This is a genomic window from Methylobacterium durans, from assembly GCF_003173715.1.
Taxonomy (GTDB): Bacteria; Pseudomonadota; Alphaproteobacteria; order Rhizobiales; family Beijerinckiaceae; genus Methylobacterium; species Methylobacterium durans.
In genome coordinates this window covers 2,376,001-2,392,537 of the sequence record NZ_CP029550.1, presented here as the reverse complement: position 1 = coordinate 2,392,537, position 16,537 = coordinate 2,376,001, and the positions used below count along the sequence as shown (strand labels likewise).

Genomic DNA, 16,537 nt, shown 5'->3' with positions numbered 1-16,537 from the left:
AGCGAGCATGAACTACCGACACGCCTTCCACGCCGGCAATTTCGCCGATGTCCTGAAGCACCTCGTCCTGACGCGGGTGCTCGCCCACCTGCAGCGCAAGCCGGCGCCCTTCCGGGCGATCGACGCCTTCGCGGGAATCGGCTTCTACGACCTCGCCGGGGACGAGGCCGGGCGAACGGCGGAGTGGCGGGACGGCTGGGGCCGCCTCGACGAGCCCTTCCCCGCCGAGATCGAGGCGCTGTTCGCGCCCTACCGGGCGGCGGTGGCCGCGGTGATCGCGCGCTACGGCGCCAGCGTCTATCCCGGATCGCCCGCGCTCATCCGCGAGGCCCTGCGCCCGATCGATCAGGGCGTGCTCGTCGAGCTGCACCCGGCCGATGCCGAGACCCTGCGCACCCGCTACAACCAGGACCCGCGCACCAAGGTGCTGCACCTCGACGGCTGGACGGCGTTGAACAGCCTGATCCCGCCGCCGGAGCGGCGCGGCCTCGTCCTGATCGACCCGCCCTACGAGAAGCCAGGGGAGATCGAGCGCCTCGGCACCCGCCTCGCGAAAGCGGTGGCGAAATGGCCGACCGGCCTCTTCCTGGCGTGGTACCCGATCAAGGACGTCGCGGCCGTCGACCGCATGGTCGCCGACCTCGACGCCGCCCTGGAGCGGCCGGCGCTCCGCCTCGACCTGATGATCGACCGCCCGGATCCAAGCCGCCTCACCGGCACCGGCCTCGTCGTCGTCAACCCGCCCTGGACGCTCGCCGAGGAGGCCGGCCTGTTCCTGCCGGCGCTGGCCGAGCGCCTGGCCCGCGCCGATTACGGCGCCTTCCGCTGCGAGGCGCTGGGCGCGCCGGGGTGAGGAGGCCCTGCCGTCAATCGCCGTGATGGGACGCGCCGATGACGAGGGCTCGATATCCCCGTATCCCATTCTTGCCCCGCCCCCTTGCCCCGGCCCCGGTTCGCGTTTCGGCCGCTTTTCCCCTATATGCGGCGGATATCCCTCTCCGAAGGCTCCGAGACGATCATGGCGACGGCGTCGTTCGACACCGCCCGGCGCGCAGGCAGCGCCGTTCCCGCAATCGAGAAGACGCCCGAGTTCCGGCCCGAGGCGGATGCCCCCCTGCCGGGCCGGCGCGCCTCCCTCGTCGGGCTCACCCGGGCGGATCTGAAGGCGCGGCTCGTCGCCGTCGGCGTGCCGGAGCGCGAGAGCCGCATGCGCTCGGGCCAGATCTGGCACTGGCTCAACGTGCGCGGCGCCCGCGACTTCGATCAGATGACGAATGTCGGCAAGGGCCTGAAGGCGCTGCTCGCCGAGCACTACACCCTCGACCGGCCCGAGATCGTCACCGCCCAGGTCTCCCGCGACGGCACCCGCAAGTGGCTCCTGCGCATGGCGCCGACCGGCGCGCACGATCACAATCGCGGCGCCGAGATCGAGTGCGTCTACATCCCGGGGCCGGACCGGGGCACGCTCTGCGTCTCGTCCCAGGTCGGCTGCACGCTGACCTGCTCGTTCTGCCACACGGGCACCCAGCGCCTCGTGCGCAACCTCTCGACGGCCGAGATCGTCTCGCAGCTGATCGTGGCGCGCGACGAGCTCGGCGACTTCGTCGGCCAGATGCCCTCGCGCGACGCGAGCGGCGGCGGCGAGGTGGGGCGCCTCGTCACGAACATCGTGTTCATGGGCATGGGCGAGCCCCTCTACAACGTCGACAACGTGATCGACGCGGTCGGCGTGATGTCGGACCAGGAGGGCCTCGGCCTGTCGCGCCGCCGCATCACGGTCTCGACCTCCGGCGTGGTGCCGCAGATGCAGCGGCTCGGCGAGGAGGCGCACGCCATGCTGGCGATCTCGCTCCACGCGGTGCGCGACGACCTGCGCGACGAGCTGGTGCCCTTGAACCGCAGATACCCGATCGCCGATCTCCTCGATGCCTGCCGCCGCTACCCGGGACTCAACAACGCCCGCCGCATCACCTTCGAGTACGTGATGCTCAAGGGCGTCAACGATACGGACGCCGATGCGCGCGAGCTGGTGCGCCTCCTCAAGGGGATCCCGGCCAAGATCAACCTGATCCCGTTCAACCCCTGGCCCGGCAGCCGCTACGAATGCTCCGACTGGGAGCGGATCGAGCGCTTCTCCGAGATCGTGTTCAACGCCGGCTACGCCTCGCCCGTGCGCACGCCGCGGGGGCGGGACATCCTGGCGGCCTGCGGCCAGCTCAAGAGCGAGACCGAGAAGCTGCGCGCCCGCGCCCGGCTGATGCTGGAGGAGGGCATGGCCGAGCGGATGTACGCGGGCGGCGACGACGACTGAGCCCGGGCTACAGCCGCCATTCGATCGGCGCGAGCCCCCGCGTCTCCAGCCACGCATTCGCCCGTCCGAACGGGTCGGAGCCCGGGAAGTCGCGGGCCCGGTTCAGGGGGGAGGGGTGCCCGCTCTCGATCACGCAGTGGCGCTCGCCGTCGATCAGGACGGCCCGTCCCCGGGCCTGCGCCCCCCAGAGCAGGAACGCGGCGGGTTCGGGCCGGGCGGACACCGCCGCCACCGCCTCGTCGGTGAGGCGCGCCCAGCCGTAGCGCAGATGCGCCCCGGACTTGCCCGCCTCCACGGTCAGCGCGCTGTTGAGGAGGAGCACCCCCTGGCGCGCCCAGGGCGTGAGGTCGCCGCTCCCCGGCCGGCCCGGCGCCACCTCCGCCAGGATGACCTTGAGCGAGGCCGGCAGGCGGCCCGTCCCCACGTAGGAGAAGGCGAGCCCGTTGGCGTCGCCCGGCGTCGGGTAGGGGTCCTGCCCCAGGATCACGACCTTGACGGAATCCGGCGGGGTCAGGGCGAGCGCCCGGAAGATGTTCCCGGGGTCGGGCAGCACGTGCGCGCCGGACGCGATGCGGGCATCGACCCGTTCGGCCACCCGCTCGGCGGCGCCGTCGGCGAAGAAGGGAAGCTCGGCCCAGGGCGAGCCGGAGGCGCGGAAGCGCGCGAGCGCCGCGGCAACGGGCGTGACTGTCATCAGCGGACCAGGATGCGCTGCCCGGAGGCGACGTCGAGGGGGGCGTTGGCCCGGATGTAGGCCATCACCTCGTTGGCGACGAGCTTGCCGTCGGTGGCGCCGATGAGCGTGCGGCCCTTCGCGAGCACCCCGTAGCCGTTGCCCCCGTCGTAGAGGAAGCTGTTCGAGGCGACCCGGTAGGTGCGGCCCGGGTCGAGGGGTTCGCCTCCGACTGCGATCGAGACCACCCGCGCCCCCCGCGGCGCCTCCGGATCGAGGGTCACAATCAGCCCCGAGACCTGCAGCATCCGCCCGGCCGTGCGCCCGAAATCGGCGAGCCCGTTCTCGATCGCGGCGCGCAGCTGCGCGCCCGAGATCGCGACGAGCACGGTCGTGTTGCCGAAGGGAAGCTCCGTCAGGATGTCCCGCCGCGTCAGCACGCTTCCCGCCGGGTAGAGGCGGTTCCCCCGGATGCCGCCGCCGTTCATGATCGCGGCCTCGGCACCGGTGGCGGCGCGGAGCGCGTCGGCGACGAGGTCGCCGAAACTCGATTCGCGGGCCCGCACCGTGGCGACGCGGCTGTCGAGGGCCGTGCGCGTCGCGCCGAGCGGCGCGTCGAGCTCGCGGGAGAGTTCCCCTTCGAGCCGGTTCACGATCGCCAGCGTCTCCGGGTCCGGCGTCACGGTCGCGGTGTCGTGGATGCGGAAGCGCGGGCGCCACGTCACGCGCCGGGCCGGTCCCTCGCCCGTCACCGTCACGGTGACGTCGATCGAGGTGACGTAGTGGGCGTCGACGCTCGATTCCGCCAGCACCCGCTGCCCGTCGTAATGGACGAGGAGGTCGTGGTCGTGGCCGGAGAGCAGGATGTCGACGAGGCCCGCCGCCACGATCGCCCGGTCGGTGGGCCGCGCGGTGTGGGCGACGCCGACGACGATCTCCGCTCCTTCCCGGCGGAGCTGCTCGGCCTGGTCGGCGAGCGTCTCCATCTCGGGGCCGCAGCGGAGGTCGCCGCTCTGCGACTTTTCCGGGGTGCTGGCCAGCGAAATCCCGACGATGCCGACCCGGATTCCGCCGAGCTCCACGATGGTCCGGTCCTGCACGCCCGTGAGGGGCCTGCCGTCCGCGCCCCGGAGGTTCGCGGCAAAGACCGGGAAGGCCGCCTCGCGCATGCGCTGGAAGAACACGGCCGGGCCGAAATCGAACTCGTGATTGCCGGGCACGAACACGTCGGGCGGGGCGCGGTCGAGGAGTTCGACGATGTGCGCGCCCTTGTCGATGCCCGACATCAGGGAGGGCGAGAGCGTGTCGCCCGCATGCGCGTAGAGCATCGGCACGCCGCGCGCCCGCTCCGCCTTCACCACGGCGTTGAGCCGCGCGAAGCCGCCCCAGCCGTCGACCTCGGCCATCTGGTAGACGTCGTTGACGAGGAGCAGGCTGAAGGTGGCCTCGGGCGCGGCCGGGCGCTCCTCCGCCGCGGCCGGCAACCCCGCGGCGAGCCCGGCGCCGAGACCGAGGCCGAGGGTCTGGCGGCGGCTGGGTTGCGACATCGCGCGGCTGTCTCCGGAAGGGGGCCGATCGGTCTAGCGCATCAGCGCGACGCGAAGGTGTCGCGCACGGCCTTGGCGTTCCGGCGCACCATCGGCCAGATCCAGGCGCCGGAGGCGAGGTAGGCGCCGGGCGGCATCGGCTTCAATTCCTCAGCGAGGCGCCGGGCGAGGCCGGGGGCGGCGAGCCGGCCCACGGGCTCGTCCGTCTTCCGGTAGACGACCGTGGTGTCCTCCCGCCAGTAATCGGTGTGGGGCACGAGGCCGGCCCGGCGGGCGGTGAGATCGAAGGTCTCGCGCACGAAGCCGTGGACGTGGGCGAAGTGGAAGCGCTCGTGCGGGGGCTTGGCGGTGGCCGCCATGTTGGGCACGGCCGCGTAGAGCACGCCGTCCGGCTTCAGCCAGCGGGCGAGGCGCTCCATCACGTCGGCCGGGTCGCGCAGGTGCTCCATCACGTGGTGGGTGGTGATCACGTCGAAGTAGCCGGGCTCGAAGCGCTCGTCGCCCGCGTCGTCCAGCACCTCGACCCCGTGCGTCTGCCGGGCATAGGCCGCGTAGTCGCGGCCGGGCTCGACGCCGATCGCCTCGCAGCCCCGCGCCCGCACGGCGGCGAGGAACTCGCCCGAGCCCGAGCCGAAATCGAGGACGCGGGCACCCGGCCGCAGCATCGGCGCGAGGAGATCGGCGCGGAATGCCGCCTCCCGGGCCGAGCGGTTGAGGTGGTGGCGAGGCGGACCGCCCGCGAAGGCGAGCTGGTAATCGGCCCGGTAGGCGTTCGCGTAATACTCCGCGAGCTCGGCCGGCGTCGGCATCGGATCGGTGCGAATCAGCCCGCACTCCGTGCAGGCGATCGAGCGCAGGGTCTTGAGCCGGCGGTCCGTCTCCGCCACCGTGACCGCCTCTCGCGAGCCGCACAGATTGCAGGCCGTGGGCGCACCCGTGTAGGGGTAGCCCGTGAACGGCATGAAGTGGTTGATGAAGTAGCGGGGAGACGGCATGTCGCGGCCTGTCCTGTCGTGTCTTCGCTGGCAGGCTCCGTGCTCTAGATAGATATGGACGCGCGGACAACCGCGGCGTGGTCGCGCGCGGATCCGCCCCATCCTCACGAAACCGTGTCGCCGGCCTCCTCGGCGGCCGTGCCAGAAAGCGGCCCTCGGGCCGGAAACCGATGAACGAACGCGTCGAACCCGCCACGCTCCAGACCGGCCAGGCCATCCTGCCGCAGGCTTCGGCCGGGATTGCGGGCGCGCAGGGCGCACCGCTTCCCGCCGAGCACCCGCCGGTGCGCTGGGGCCGCGTCGGCGTGCTCCTGATGAATCTCGGCACGCCCGAGGGCACCAGCTACTGGCCGATGCGGCGCTACCTGAAGGAGTTTCTCTCCGACCGGCGCGTCATCGAGGTGCCGCGCCTGATCTGGTGGCCGCTCCTCAACCTGATCATCCTGACGAAGCGGCCGGGCCCCAAGGGCCGGGACTACGCCAGCGTCTGGAACAACGAGCGCGATGAGGGCCCGCTCAAGACCATCACCCGCGGCCAGTGCGAGAAGCTGCAGGCGGCGATGGGCGATTCGGTCGTGGTCGACTGGGCGATGCGCTACGGCAAGCCCGAGGTCTCGCTGCGCATCCAGGCGCTCCTCGACCAGGGCTGCGAGCGGATCCTGCTGGTGCCCCTCTACCCGCAATACGCCGCCGCGACCTCGGCCACCGCCTGCGACCAAGCCTTCAAGGCGCTCATGCAGATGCGCTGGCAGCCGACGGTGAGGGTCTCGCCGCCCTACCACGACGATCCCGTCTACATCGAGGCGATTGCCCGATCGATCCGCGAGGGACTGGCCAAGCTCGATTTCGAGCCGGAGGTGATCCTCACCTCCTTCCACGGCGTGCCGAAGAGCTACCTCCTCAAGGGCGACCCCTACCATTGCCAGTGCGTGAAGACCGGTCGCCTGATCCGCGAGGCGCTGGGCTTCTCGCCCGAGCGGATGCGCGTCACCTTCCAGTCGCGCTTCGGCAACGAGGAATGGCTGAAGCCCTACACCGACGAGACGGTGCAGGCCCTGGCCAGGAGCGGCGTGAAGCGGCTCGCCATCGTGGCGCCGGGCTTCACCGCCGATTGTCTGGAAACCCTCGAAGAACTGGACGGCGAGAACCGCCACTATTTCGAGGAGAACGGCGGCGAGCACTTCGCCTACATTCCCTGCCTCAACGATTCCGACCTCGGCATGCGTGTGATCGAGCACATCGTGCGACGGGAACTCCAGGGTTGGGTCTGAAAAGGGCCCGACGAAAGCTGCCGATACTTTCCTCTCCTGATTTGACTGCGTAGCCTCCCGGGCAGGCTCCCGCGCATCATCTCGCGCAGGTGCCGCCGGAGGGCCGATGCACCTCGACGATGACAGTCTACGCGGCATCGAGGAGACGCTGATCTCGGCCGCGATCCGGCCCGAGGCGTGGCCTGAGGCGGTCTCCCGGATTGTCGCGGCGACGGGCAGCCGGGGCGCCGGGGCGCTGCCCATCCAGGGCCGGGTGCCGGGCATACCGTCGAGCGACTCGATGGAGGCGCTGACGGCGGCCTATTTCAGCACCGGATGGTTCGAGCACGATTACCGGGCCCACGGCATCCCGAAGCTGATCCGCACCGGCCTCCTCGTCGACCAGGACATCACCACCCCCGAGGCGATGCGCACGAACCCGTTCTACAGCGAGTTCCTGGGCTCGCACGGGTTCCAGTGGTTCGCCGGCCTCCTCGTCACCGTCGGCGACGACGTCTGGTGCCTCACCCTGCAGCGCACGATCGAGCAGGGCCCGTTCACGCCGGACGAGCAGCGGGCCGTGCGGCGGCTCATCGCCCCCCTCGGCCGGGCCGCCACCCTGGCACGGGACGTCGGCATGACCCGGCTCGACGGGATCGTCGACACGATCGAATCGCTGCGCGTGCCGGCGCTTCTCCTCGACCGGACAGGGCGCGTGCTGCGCACCGGCAGCGCCGCGGAGCGCTTCCTCGGCGGGCCCCTCGACGTACGGCGGGGCGCCCTCGTGGTCCCGGGCGACCTGCGGGCGAGCGCAGCGCTGCAGGCGCATGTCGCGGCCGCGATCTGGTCCGGGCTGCAGCCCGACAGCCCGGCGCTGGCCCCCGTCATCGTCGAGCGGCCGGGCCGCCGGCCGCTCCTTCTGCGGGCCCAGCCCCTGCACAAGGCCGGGCTCCAATATTTCGACGGCGCCCGCGCCCTCCTCAGGATCATCGACCTCGAGGAGACCAAGCTGCCGGACGAGGGCATCCTGAAGCGGCTCTACGGCCTGACGCCCCGCGAGATCGCCCTCTGCGAGGCGCTGCTCTCGGGCCGCGGCGTGGCGGAATGCGCCGCCGCCCTCAGGATCTCGATGCCGACGGCGCGCTCGCACCTCAAGGCGATCTTCGCCAAGACCGGTACGGCGGGGCAGGGCGAGCTCCTGCTGCTCCTCGGCCGCCATGAACCACGCTGACACCGCGCCACCCTGAAACCGCGCCGCGCCGAGGCGGGCCGCCGGGAGCGGGTCGCGCTGCGAGCGAAGCCGTCTTGCTGAGACGGCGCACCGTCCTATCCTTGTACGGCCAAGGCCGATCAGGCCGTCGCTCACGAGGGATCAGATGGCCTTCTTCATCGGAATCGGCTGCCCCTGGCTCGTCCTGGCCATCCTGGAGCTGATGGCGCAGCGCCGCGCGGGGGAGATGAGCCCCGTCGTGTCGACGCCGGCGTCAGCCTCGTCCTACCTGACCCCGACGTCGCCTGACCGTCCGGCTTGATCGCGATCAACGCAGCGCGGTCAGGATAATGATCGTTGCGGCGAGGCCGAGGCCGGTGCGCACCGCGTGCAGGCGCGCCCAGCGCTCGATCAGGCGGCGGCTCTCCGGGCCGGCCTCGGCGGGTCTCGTCGCCATGAGGAGCCGGTTCGTCGGCAGGATGCCGAGGAGCGTGTAGGGCCAGTTGGCGAGGAGCACGAGGCCGCCGATCAGGAAGGCGCGGTGGCCGGTCTGCCACCACGCGGCGGCCGCGCACAGGAAGCCGAGCACGGCGAGCGTGGCCTGCATGGCGTAGCCGCGCCGGTAGGCCGGCTGCCACTGCGCGAGCAGGGCGCGGTCGTCGAGCCCCAGGCGGGCCGGCTGCTCGGCGACGTTGATGTAGAGCGCGGCGCCCGAGAACAGCGCGGCGACCGTGAGCGCGAGCAATCCGGCCAGCATGGTCCGCCTCCGCGAGGCCCGGGGTGGTGAGGCGAGGGCGGGCGTCCTCGCCTCGGCATCGCCGTGCCTCCGAAGGGAAGCCCGGTCCTCAGGGCTTCTTCGTCTCGGGCGGCGGAGGCGCCACGGCGGGGGCGGCGTCGGTGCGCTCCACCTTGGCGCCCTCGCGCAGCTTCACGATGAGGTCCTGCTGCGCCTTGCGGGTCAGGTACTGGTCGACCTGCTCCTTCATCTCCTCGAAGCCCGGGATCGGCTTCGTGCGCTTCTCCTCGACCTTGATCACGTGCCAGCCGAACTGCGTCTTGACCGGGTCCGAGACCTGGCCGACCGGCAGCTTAAAGGCGGCCTCGGCGAAGGGCGCCACCATGCGCTCCTTGGTGAACCAGCCGAGATCGCCCCCTTCGGTCTTCGAGCCCGGATCCTTCGAGGCCTCGGCCGCGACCTTGGCGAAGTCCTCGCCGCCCTTGATGCGCTCGGCGATCTTCTTCGCGTCGCCCTCGTTGTCGACGAGGATGTGCCGGGCGTGGATCTCCTCCTCGGGCTTCATCGCCTTGACCGTCTGGTCGTAGAGGGCGCGGGCCGCCTCGGGCGTCGCCGCCTTCTTGGCCTCGCGGTCGAGGTACTCGTCGAGGAGGAGCTTGTCGCGGAAATAGGCGAGCTTGCGCTTGAAGTCCGGCGTCTCGCCGACCTTGGCGGCCTCGGCCGCCTGCGCACCGACCTTGAGGTCGATCATGTAGTCGACGAGGAGGTTCTTCTTCTGCGCATCCTCGACGCCCGGCAGCGAGAGCGCCGGATCCTCGCCCGCCACGTTTAGGTCCCCCTGCGTGATCGGGGCGCCGTTCACCTTGGCGACGACCGTCTCGGGCGCGGCGGAGGGCGCCGGCGCGGCGGCGGGCGTCGTCGTCTGGGCCCAGGCCGTGGCCGGCAAGCTCAGGACCAGCGCGAGCGCGCTGGCGCGGCGCAGGGTGTGGAGGATCGGCATGCGGTCGGAATCCTTGGGCAGTCGGCCCCTGGGCCTTCGTCCGGGGCGCCGGCGGAGGTCTCGTTCGGGGCATCGGAAGCGGCGCGGCGGCCGCGGGCATCGGCGACACAGGTGGAATGGCTCGCGTCCGAACGCAAGCTTTGCCGCGTCGGAGGGCGAGGCCGGCACACCCGATCGTGAGGAACGCTTCGCGAAGCTCGGCCGTTCTCCGGCATCGGTCGACGGCCCCGCGGCAGCGGTCGCCGAACGGGGCCTCTTTCAGATGCGCCCGCCGATATTTACCTCTATAAGCCCGCCCCATTCGCTTTGACTGCTCGCACGACCGCAGGTTCACGATGCTCGGTGCCCTCGCCAAGAAGATTTTCGGTTCGTCCAACGACCGGCGCGTCAAGGGCTATCGTCCGCGTGTCGCCGCGATCAATGCCCTCGAATCCGAGATCGCCGCGCTGTCCGACGATCAGCTGCGCGCCCGCACCGACGCGCTGAAGGCCGAGCTCGCGGCCGGCAAGAGCCTCGACGACATCCTAGTCCCCGCCTTCGCCACCGTCCGCGAGGCGGCCAAGCGCGTGCTCGGCCAGCGCCATTTCGACGTTCAGCTCATCGGCGGCATGGTGCTGCACGAGAGCGGCATCGCCGAGATGAAGACCGGCGAGGGCAAGACGCTGGTGGCGACGCTGCCCGTCTACCTCAACGCCCTCGCGGGCAAGGGCGTGCACGTCGTCACCGTCAACGACTACCTCGCCTCGCGCGACGCCGAGTGGATGGGCCGGATCTACCGCTTCCTCGGCATGTCGGTCGGCATCATCGTGCACGGGCTCGACGACGAGCAGCGCAAGGCGAGTTACGCCTGCGACATCACCTACGGCACGAACAACGAGTTCGGCTTCGATTACCTTCGCGACAACATGAAGTACGAGATGTCCCAGCTCTCGCAGCGTGGGCACAACTTCGCCATCGTCGACGAGGTCGATTCGATCCTGATCGACGAGGCGCGCACGCCGCTCATCATCTCCGGCCCCGTCGACGACCGCTCCGAGCTCTACGTCTCCGTCGACGCGATCATGCCCCGCCTCGTGAAGGCGCATTACGACCTCGACGAGAAGCAGCGCACCGTCTCGCTCACGGAAGAGGGCAACGAGTTCGTCGAGGAGGCGATGCGCGAGGCCGGCCTCCTCAAGGAGGGCGACCTCTACGACGCGCACAACGTCACCCTCGTCCACCACGTGAACCAGGCGCTCCGGGCCAACACCCTGTTCACGCGCGACAAGGACTACATCGTCCGCAACGACGAGGTGGTGATCATCGACGAGTTCACCGGCCGCATGATGCAGGGACGGCGCTACTCGGAAGGGCTGCACCAGGCGCTGGAAGCCAAGGAGCGCGTCACGATCCAGCCCGAGAACCAGACGCTCGCCTCGATCACCTTCCAGAACTACTTCCGCCTCTACAAGAAGCTCGCCGGCATGACCGGAACGGCCGCGACTGAGGCCGACGAGTTCGCCGAGATCTACAAGCTCGAAGTCGTCGAGATCCCGACCAACAAGGAGGTCGAGCGCGTCGACGAGGACGACGAGGTCTACCGCACGGTCGAGGAGAAGTACGCCGGCATCATCGCGGAGATCGACAAGGCGCATGGTCGCCACCAGCCGATCCTCGTCGGCACCGGCTCGATCGAGAAGTCCGAGTACCTCGCCGAGCTTCTGAAGAAGCACGGCTACAGCCTGCTCGACTACTCGGACCCGCACGCCCTGACCGACGTCTACGCGGCCGCCCGTGAGGGCCGGGTCACGAAGCGCTTCGCGGTGCTGAACGCCCGCTTCCACGAGCAGGAGGCCTACATCGTGGCCGAGGCCGGCGTGCCCGGCGCCATCACGATCGCCACGAACATGGCCGGCCGCGGCACCGACATCAAGCTCGGCGGCAACCTGGAGATGCGCATCGAGAAGGAGCTCGCCGACCTGCCCGAGGGGCCGAGCGCGAGGCCGCGATCGCGCGGATCAAGACCGAGATCGACGAGAACCGCGCCAAGGTGCTGGCGTCGGGCGAACCGGCCGACGCGGAGGCCGGCCGCAAGAAGGCCCTGCCCGGCGGCCTCTACATCATCGGCACCGAGCGCCACGAATCGCGGCGCATCGACAACCAGCTCCGCGGCCGCTCCGGGCGCCAGGGCGATCCCGGCCGCTCGAAGTTCTACCTGTCGCTCCAAGATGATCTCATGCGCATCTTCGGCTCCGACCGCATGGACGGGATGCTGCAGCGCCTCGGCCTGGAGCAGGGCGAGGCGATCATCCACCCCTGGATCAACAAGGCCATCGAGAAGGCGCAGCAGAAGGTCGAGGCGCGCAACTTCGACATGCGCAAGAACGTGCTCAAGTACGACAACGTGATGAACGACCAGCGCAAGGTGGTCTTCGAGCAGCGCCGCGACTTCATGGGCCAGGAGAGCGTGCGCGAGACGGTCGACGACATGCGCCACGGCGTCGTGGACGATCTCGTGAGCGTGCACATCCCCGAGAACGCCTACGCCGAGCAGTGGGACGTGGCGGGCCTGCGCGAGCGCGTCCAGGGCGTGCTCAACCTCGACGTGCCGGTGGAGGATTGGGCGAAGGAGGAGGGCATCGCCGACGAGGAGATGCGCGAGCGCCTGCGCAAGTCCGCCGACGAGGCCTACGCGGAGCGCGTCGAGAAAAACACGCCCGAGGTGATGACCTACATCGAGAAGCAGGTTCTCCTGCAGACACTCGACCATCTCTGGCGCGAGCACCTCGTCACCCTCGACCATCTGCGGCAGGTGATCGGCTGGCGCGGCTTCGCCCAGCGCGACCCCCTGAACGAGTACAAGTCCGAGGCCTTCGACCTCTTCAACGGCCTCGTGGCGAACCTGCGCGAGCAGGTCACCGGCCAGCTTGCGCGCATCGAAATCGTCTACCAGGAGCCGGAGGCCGGGGGGAGCGGCCCGTTCGGCGGGCTGGAGAGCCCCGAATTGCCGCCGATGTTCGCCCAGCATCTCGACCCCGTGACCGGCGAGAACGAGATGGCCTATGGCGGCCGCGGCACGGGCAGCGACGGCGGAGCGGGCCCGGCCTACGGCTACGCGGCCCAGGAACTCTCGGCGGACGCGGCCGTGCTGGAGCGCGACCCCTCGGACGCCACGACCTGGGGCCGCGTCGGCCGCAACGAGCCCTGCCCTTGCGGCTCGGGCAAGAAGTACAAGCACTGCCACGGCAGCTACTCGGCCTGAGGGCATGGCGACGCCCGGCATCGCCTACGGCGTCGAGCCGGCCTTGAGCGCGGCGGAGTTCCGCCGCGTGCTGGCCGCTTCCGGTCTGGCCGCCCGGCGGCCCGGGGACGAGCCGCGCCTCGCCCGCATGCTCGCCGGCGCGAACCTGATCGTGACGGCCCGGGCGCTGGTGCCGGAGCGCAACCTCGTCGGCGTCGCGCGGGTGATCACCGATTTCGCGTGGTGCGCCTACGTCTCCGATCTCGCGGTGGACCGCGCCGTCCAGGGCCGCGGCATCGGCCGCCGCCTCCTCGAGATCGTGCGGGAGAGGACGGGGCCGGAGGTGGCGGTGATGCTCGCCGCCGCCCCCGGAGCCGACGCCTTCTACGAGCGCATCGGCATGCCGCGCCTCGCGGGCGCCTTCCGCTTCGACCGGGAGTCGTAGGCCTTCCTCGACGCACGCGGTGTTACCGATGGACGCCTGCCGCGGATCCGCCATTCTGATCCCGATCGGACGAACCGGTTCGATTGAGCGAGACTGTTGCCTCGCGGCGTGGCAGGTCGGCAGCGCTGGCATGGCGGCCGGAGCCACCTTCTTCGGTGCGGGAATCGCCTTCGCGACGTTCCTCGGCGCGTGAGCGCTACGCCGCCGCCTCGCCCCCCACGAGTTCCCGCACCTCCCGCGCCAGATCCGCGAGGCTCAGCGAGCCCTTGGCGATCACACGGTCCGCTTGTCCCGCGAGGCGGCGGCGATCCTCGGCGGTGATGTCCTTGGCGGTGAGAACCACGATGGGGATGTCGCGCCAATCGGCCCGGGCGCGCAGGCGGCGCAGGAAGGCGAAGCCGTCCACCTCCGGCATCATCAGGTCGAGCAGGATCAGGCCCGGCTTCTCGGCCGCCACGGCGGTCAGCGCGGTGCCGCCGTGCTCGGCCGTGCGCACGGGAAGGTTCTCGCGGGTCAGGTAGGCGGCCAGCCGCTCGCGGGCATCCGCGTCGTCGTCCACGACGAGGATCGGGCCGCCGCCGGGGCCGGGCCGGAAGCGGTCGGTGACCGCCTTCAGGTGGTCCCACTCGATCGGCTTGTGCAGGTAGTCGGTGGCGCCGAGGGAGAAGGCGAGGGTCTCCTCGTCGAGCACCGTGACCATGATGATCGGCGTCGCCCCGAGGTCCGGGTCGGCGCGCAGCGCCCGCAGCACCGACCAGCCGTCCATGTGAGGCATGGTGACGTCGAGGAGGATGGCGCGGGGGCGCAGGCTCCTGGCGCGCTCCAGGCCCGTCCGGCCGTCGCTTGCTGTGGCGACCCGGAAGCCGTCGCGCTCCAGGAAGCGGGCGAGGAGATCGCGGGTCGCGGCGTCATCGTCGATGACGAGGATGCCGGCGCCCTCGCCGCTCCCGGCCGGCGCGGGCAGGGGCGCCTCCTCGGCGGGCGGGACGTAGCGGGCAGGCAGGCTCAGGGTGAAGCGGGTGCCCTCGCCCTCCCGGCTCTCGACCGCGATGTCGCCGCCGAGCATGTGCGCGAAGGCGCGGGTGATCGAGAGGCCGAGCCCCGTGCCGCCGAAGCGGCGGGTGGTCGAGGCGTCGGCCTGGACGAAACGCTCGAACAGACGGCCGACCTGCTCCGGGTTCATGCCGATGCCGGTGTCGGTGACGGTGAAGCGGAGCGTGTCGTCCGCCTCCCGCGCGACCGCGAGCGAGATCTCCCCGCCCTGCGTGAACTTCGCCGCGTTGCTGAGGAGGTTGATCAGGCACTGGCGCAGCTTCGTCACGTCGGTGTGGGCCGTGCCGATCTCGCCGGCGACCGTCAGGTTCAGCCGGTTGCCCTTCTTCTCGACCAAGCCCTCGACGGTGGCGGCGACCTCCTCGACCACCTCGGCGACCGAGAAATCCTCTGCGAAGATCTCGACGCGCTCGGCCTCGATCTTCGAGAGGTCGAGGACGTCGTTGATGAGGCCGAGGAGGTGGCGGGCGTTCGACTCGATCTTGCGCATGTCGGCGATCAGAGCGGGCTCGCCGAGATCCTCCAGCTCCTCCTGCAGCATCTCGGAATAGCCGATGACCGCCGAGAGGGGCGTGCGCAGCTCGTGGCTCATGTTGGCGAGGAACTGACTCTTCGCCCGGTTCGCCTCCTCGGCAGCCTCCTTAGCAGCGGCGATCTGCGCCTCGGCCTCCTTGCGCTCGGTGATGTCGGCGTGTGTGCCGACCCATTCCCGCAGGGTGCCGCCTTCCTCCAGGATCGGCACGGCGCGCACGCTCATGTGGCGGTCGGCGCCGTCCCGGCGGCGCAGGCGGTGCTCGGTCTCGTAGGGGGTGAGGGTCTGCACCGCGTGGGCCCAGGCGGCACGGGTGTGGGCACGGTCGTCCGGGTGGACGGCGTCGAGGAAGCCGAGCCCCGCATAGGCCGCCTCGTCCTGACCCGTGAAGCGGGCCCAGGCGGTCTGGCGCGGGTGCAGGTTGCCCTCGGGATCGGCGGTCCAGACGATCGCGGCGGAGGCCTCGATGAGGGAGCGGAAGCGCTCCTCGCTGCGAGCCAGGCGCTCCTGCGCCATCCGCCGGATCGTCTCGTCGAGGACGACGAGGCCGACGCCCTCGACGTCCCGCTCGTGCGCCGCGCCGCGCAGCGGATAGAAGCTCATCGAGAAGTGGCGGACGCCGCCCGGCGCGCTCGGCGCCGGAACCGCCACCGGCACGTCGGGCGTGACGAGGCCCTCCTGCAGGGCGGCGGCGAGCTTCGGGGCGAGCTCTTCCCGGAGCGTCGGCAGCATCGCCCAGATCGGCGCCCCGAGATCGGCCCCGAAGCCGCGCTCGCTCATGGTGGCGAGCGCCCGGTTCATGTGGCGGATCTTGAGGTCCCGGTCGAGGAAGCCGAGGCCGACGGGGGCGTTGGCCAGCACTCCGTCGAGGAGGCGCGTCATGCGCAGCGACTCGCGGCGCCGCACCAGGGCGAGGCGGGCGAGGAGCACGATCGCGCCGAGCGCCGACAGTCCGCTGACGAGGGAGAGGAGGAGCGCGCGCAGGCGGTCCCGGTCCTGAATGCCCTCGATGCGGCGGCCGGTCTCCGCCTGGATCGCGGCGGACTCGGCCCGGATCGCATCCATGATCCGCTTGCCCTCCTCGGTGCGCACGAGGGCGGTGGCCGCCTCGAACCCCTGCTCCGTGCGCAGGGCCACGACCCGGGCGGCGAAATCGCGCTTCTCGGCGACCAGGGTGGCGAGCGACTTTCCGCCCGTCGCCGCGTCCCGCCCCGGCGCGGCGGCGGTGGCTCCCAGCGCGGCGAGCCGCGCGTCGATGGCGCCGAGCGACGCCGTGTAGGTGGCGAGGTAGCGCTCGCCCCCGACGATGACGTAGCCCCGCTCGCCGGTCTCCAGATCCTTCACCGAGGAGAGCAGGCGCTCCACGCCCGCGATGGTGCCGGTGCCGCGTTCCACCTCCGCCCGCCGCGCCTCGCCGGCGAGGTAGTTCCAGAAGCCGGCCACGAGGGCGAGCGCGAGGAGCCCGAAGGCCAGCGGCGCACCGAGCCACCCGCTCCGGCCGGGGGTCCCGCGCCAGGTCCAGCGGCGTAGCGCGGCGATCGGCACGTTCATCGGGACTTTCAGGA

The 16,537-nt window shown here is 71.1% G+C and carries 13 protein-coding genes and 1 pseudogene; 8 read left to right on the top strand and 6 right to left on the bottom strand.

Annotated elements, in window-relative coordinates:
• Nucleotides 1-7 precede the first annotated feature (7 nt).
• The gene (locus DK389_RS10870; protein ID WP_109889510.1) at nt 8-853 is read left to right on the top strand and encodes a 23S rRNA (adenine(2030)-N(6))-methyltransferase RlmJ; all 846 of its coding nucleotides are present in this window, start codon (nt 8-10) and stop codon (nt 851-853) included.
• A gap of 165 nt (nt 854-1,018) precedes the next feature.
• Entirely contained in the window at nt 1,019-2,311 is a 1,293-nt protein-coding gene (gene rlmN / locus DK389_RS10865) for a dual-specificity RNA methyltransferase RlmN (protein WP_109889508.1), read from the top strand.
• Between the two features lie 7 nt (nt 2,312-2,318).
• On the opposite strand, the gene DK389_RS10860 is transcribed toward rlmN, so the two are convergent.
• From DK389_RS10860 to DK389_RS10850, 3 genes are read right to left on the bottom strand one after another with little or no spacing between them, the layout of a single operon-like run.
• Nucleotides 2,319-3,005: a uracil-DNA glycosylase gene (locus DK389_RS10860; RefSeq protein ID WP_109889507.1), complete on the bottom strand. Its 687-nt coding sequence runs from the start codon at nt 3,003-3,005 to the stop codon at nt 2,319-2,321.
• Nucleotides 3,005-4,531, bottom strand: a complete 1,527-nt coding sequence (locus DK389_RS10855; RefSeq protein WP_109889505.1) for a bifunctional metallophosphatase/5'-nucleotidase — start codon at nt 4,529-4,531, stop codon at nt 3,005-3,007. Before DK389_RS10855 ends, DK389_RS10860 begins: the two co-directional genes overlap by 1 nt.
• A 41-nt stretch (nt 4,532-4,572) precedes the next feature.
• Entirely contained in the window at nt 4,573-5,526 is a 954-nt protein-coding gene (locus DK389_RS10850) for a class I SAM-dependent methyltransferase (protein WP_109889503.1), read from the bottom strand.
• Nucleotides 5,527-5,696: 170 nt separating this feature from the next.
• On the opposite strand from DK389_RS10850, the gene hemH reads away from it, so the two are divergent.
• From hemH to DK389_RS33395, 3 genes are all read left to right on the top strand, one after another.
• Entirely contained in the window at nt 5,697-6,797 is a 1,101-nt protein-coding gene (hemH, locus tag DK389_RS10845) for a ferrochelatase (protein WP_109889502.1), read from the top strand.
• Nucleotides 6,798-6,903: 106 nt separating this feature from the next.
• A complete protein-coding gene (locus DK389_RS10840; protein WP_109889500.1) occupies nt 6,904-8,007 on the top strand; it encodes a helix-turn-helix transcriptional regulator in 1,104 nt (367 codons plus the stop codon).
• Nucleotides 8,008-8,152: 145 nt separating this feature from the next.
• Entirely contained in the window at nt 8,153-8,308 is a 156-nt protein-coding gene (locus DK389_RS33395) for a hypothetical protein (RefSeq protein WP_194075186.1), read from the top strand.
• Nucleotides 8,309-8,314: 6 nt separating this feature from the next.
• Here the strand turns inward: DK389_RS33395 and DK389_RS10835 are convergent, their stop codons facing one another.
• The gene (locus tag DK389_RS10835) at nt 8,315-8,740 is read right to left on the bottom strand and encodes an anthrone oxygenase family protein (protein WP_162560987.1); all 426 of its coding nucleotides are present in this window, start codon (nt 8,738-8,740) and stop codon (nt 8,315-8,317) included.
• A 91-nt stretch (nt 8,741-8,831) separates the two neighbouring features.
• Nucleotides 8,832-9,722 carry a peptidylprolyl isomerase gene (locus tag DK389_RS10830; protein WP_109889497.1) on the bottom strand — a complete coding sequence of 297 codons (891 nt, stop codon included), beginning with the start codon at nt 9,720-9,722 and terminating at the stop codon, nt 8,832-8,834.
• A 335-nt stretch (nt 9,723-10,057) separates the two neighbouring features.
• Between DK389_RS10830 and secA the strand changes: the two are divergent.
• From secA to DK389_RS32285, 3 genes and pseudogenes are all read left to right on the top strand, one after another.
• Nucleotides 10,058-12,963 (top strand): annotated as a pseudogene (gene secA / locus DK389_RS35865) (preprotein translocase subunit SecA).
• A 4-nt stretch (nt 12,964-12,967) separates the two neighbouring features.
• Nucleotides 12,968-13,387, top strand: coding sequence for a GNAT family N-acetyltransferase (locus DK389_RS10820; RefSeq protein WP_109889495.1), 420 nt, complete (start codon nt 12,968-12,970; stop codon nt 13,385-13,387).
• Nucleotides 13,388-13,415: 28 nt separating this feature from the next.
• Complete coding sequence (locus tag DK389_RS32285; protein WP_162560402.1) at nt 13,416-13,580, top strand: hypothetical protein; 165 nt, start codon at nt 13,416-13,418, stop codon at nt 13,578-13,580.
• A 3-nt stretch (nt 13,581-13,583) separates the two neighbouring features.
• Here DK389_RS32285 and DK389_RS10815 read toward each other — a convergent pair whose 3' ends face one another.
• Nucleotides 13,584-16,523, bottom strand: a complete 2,940-nt coding sequence (locus DK389_RS10815) for a response regulator (protein WP_109889493.1) — start codon at nt 16,521-16,523, stop codon at nt 13,584-13,586.
• Nucleotides 16,524-16,537 lie beyond the last annotated feature (14 nt).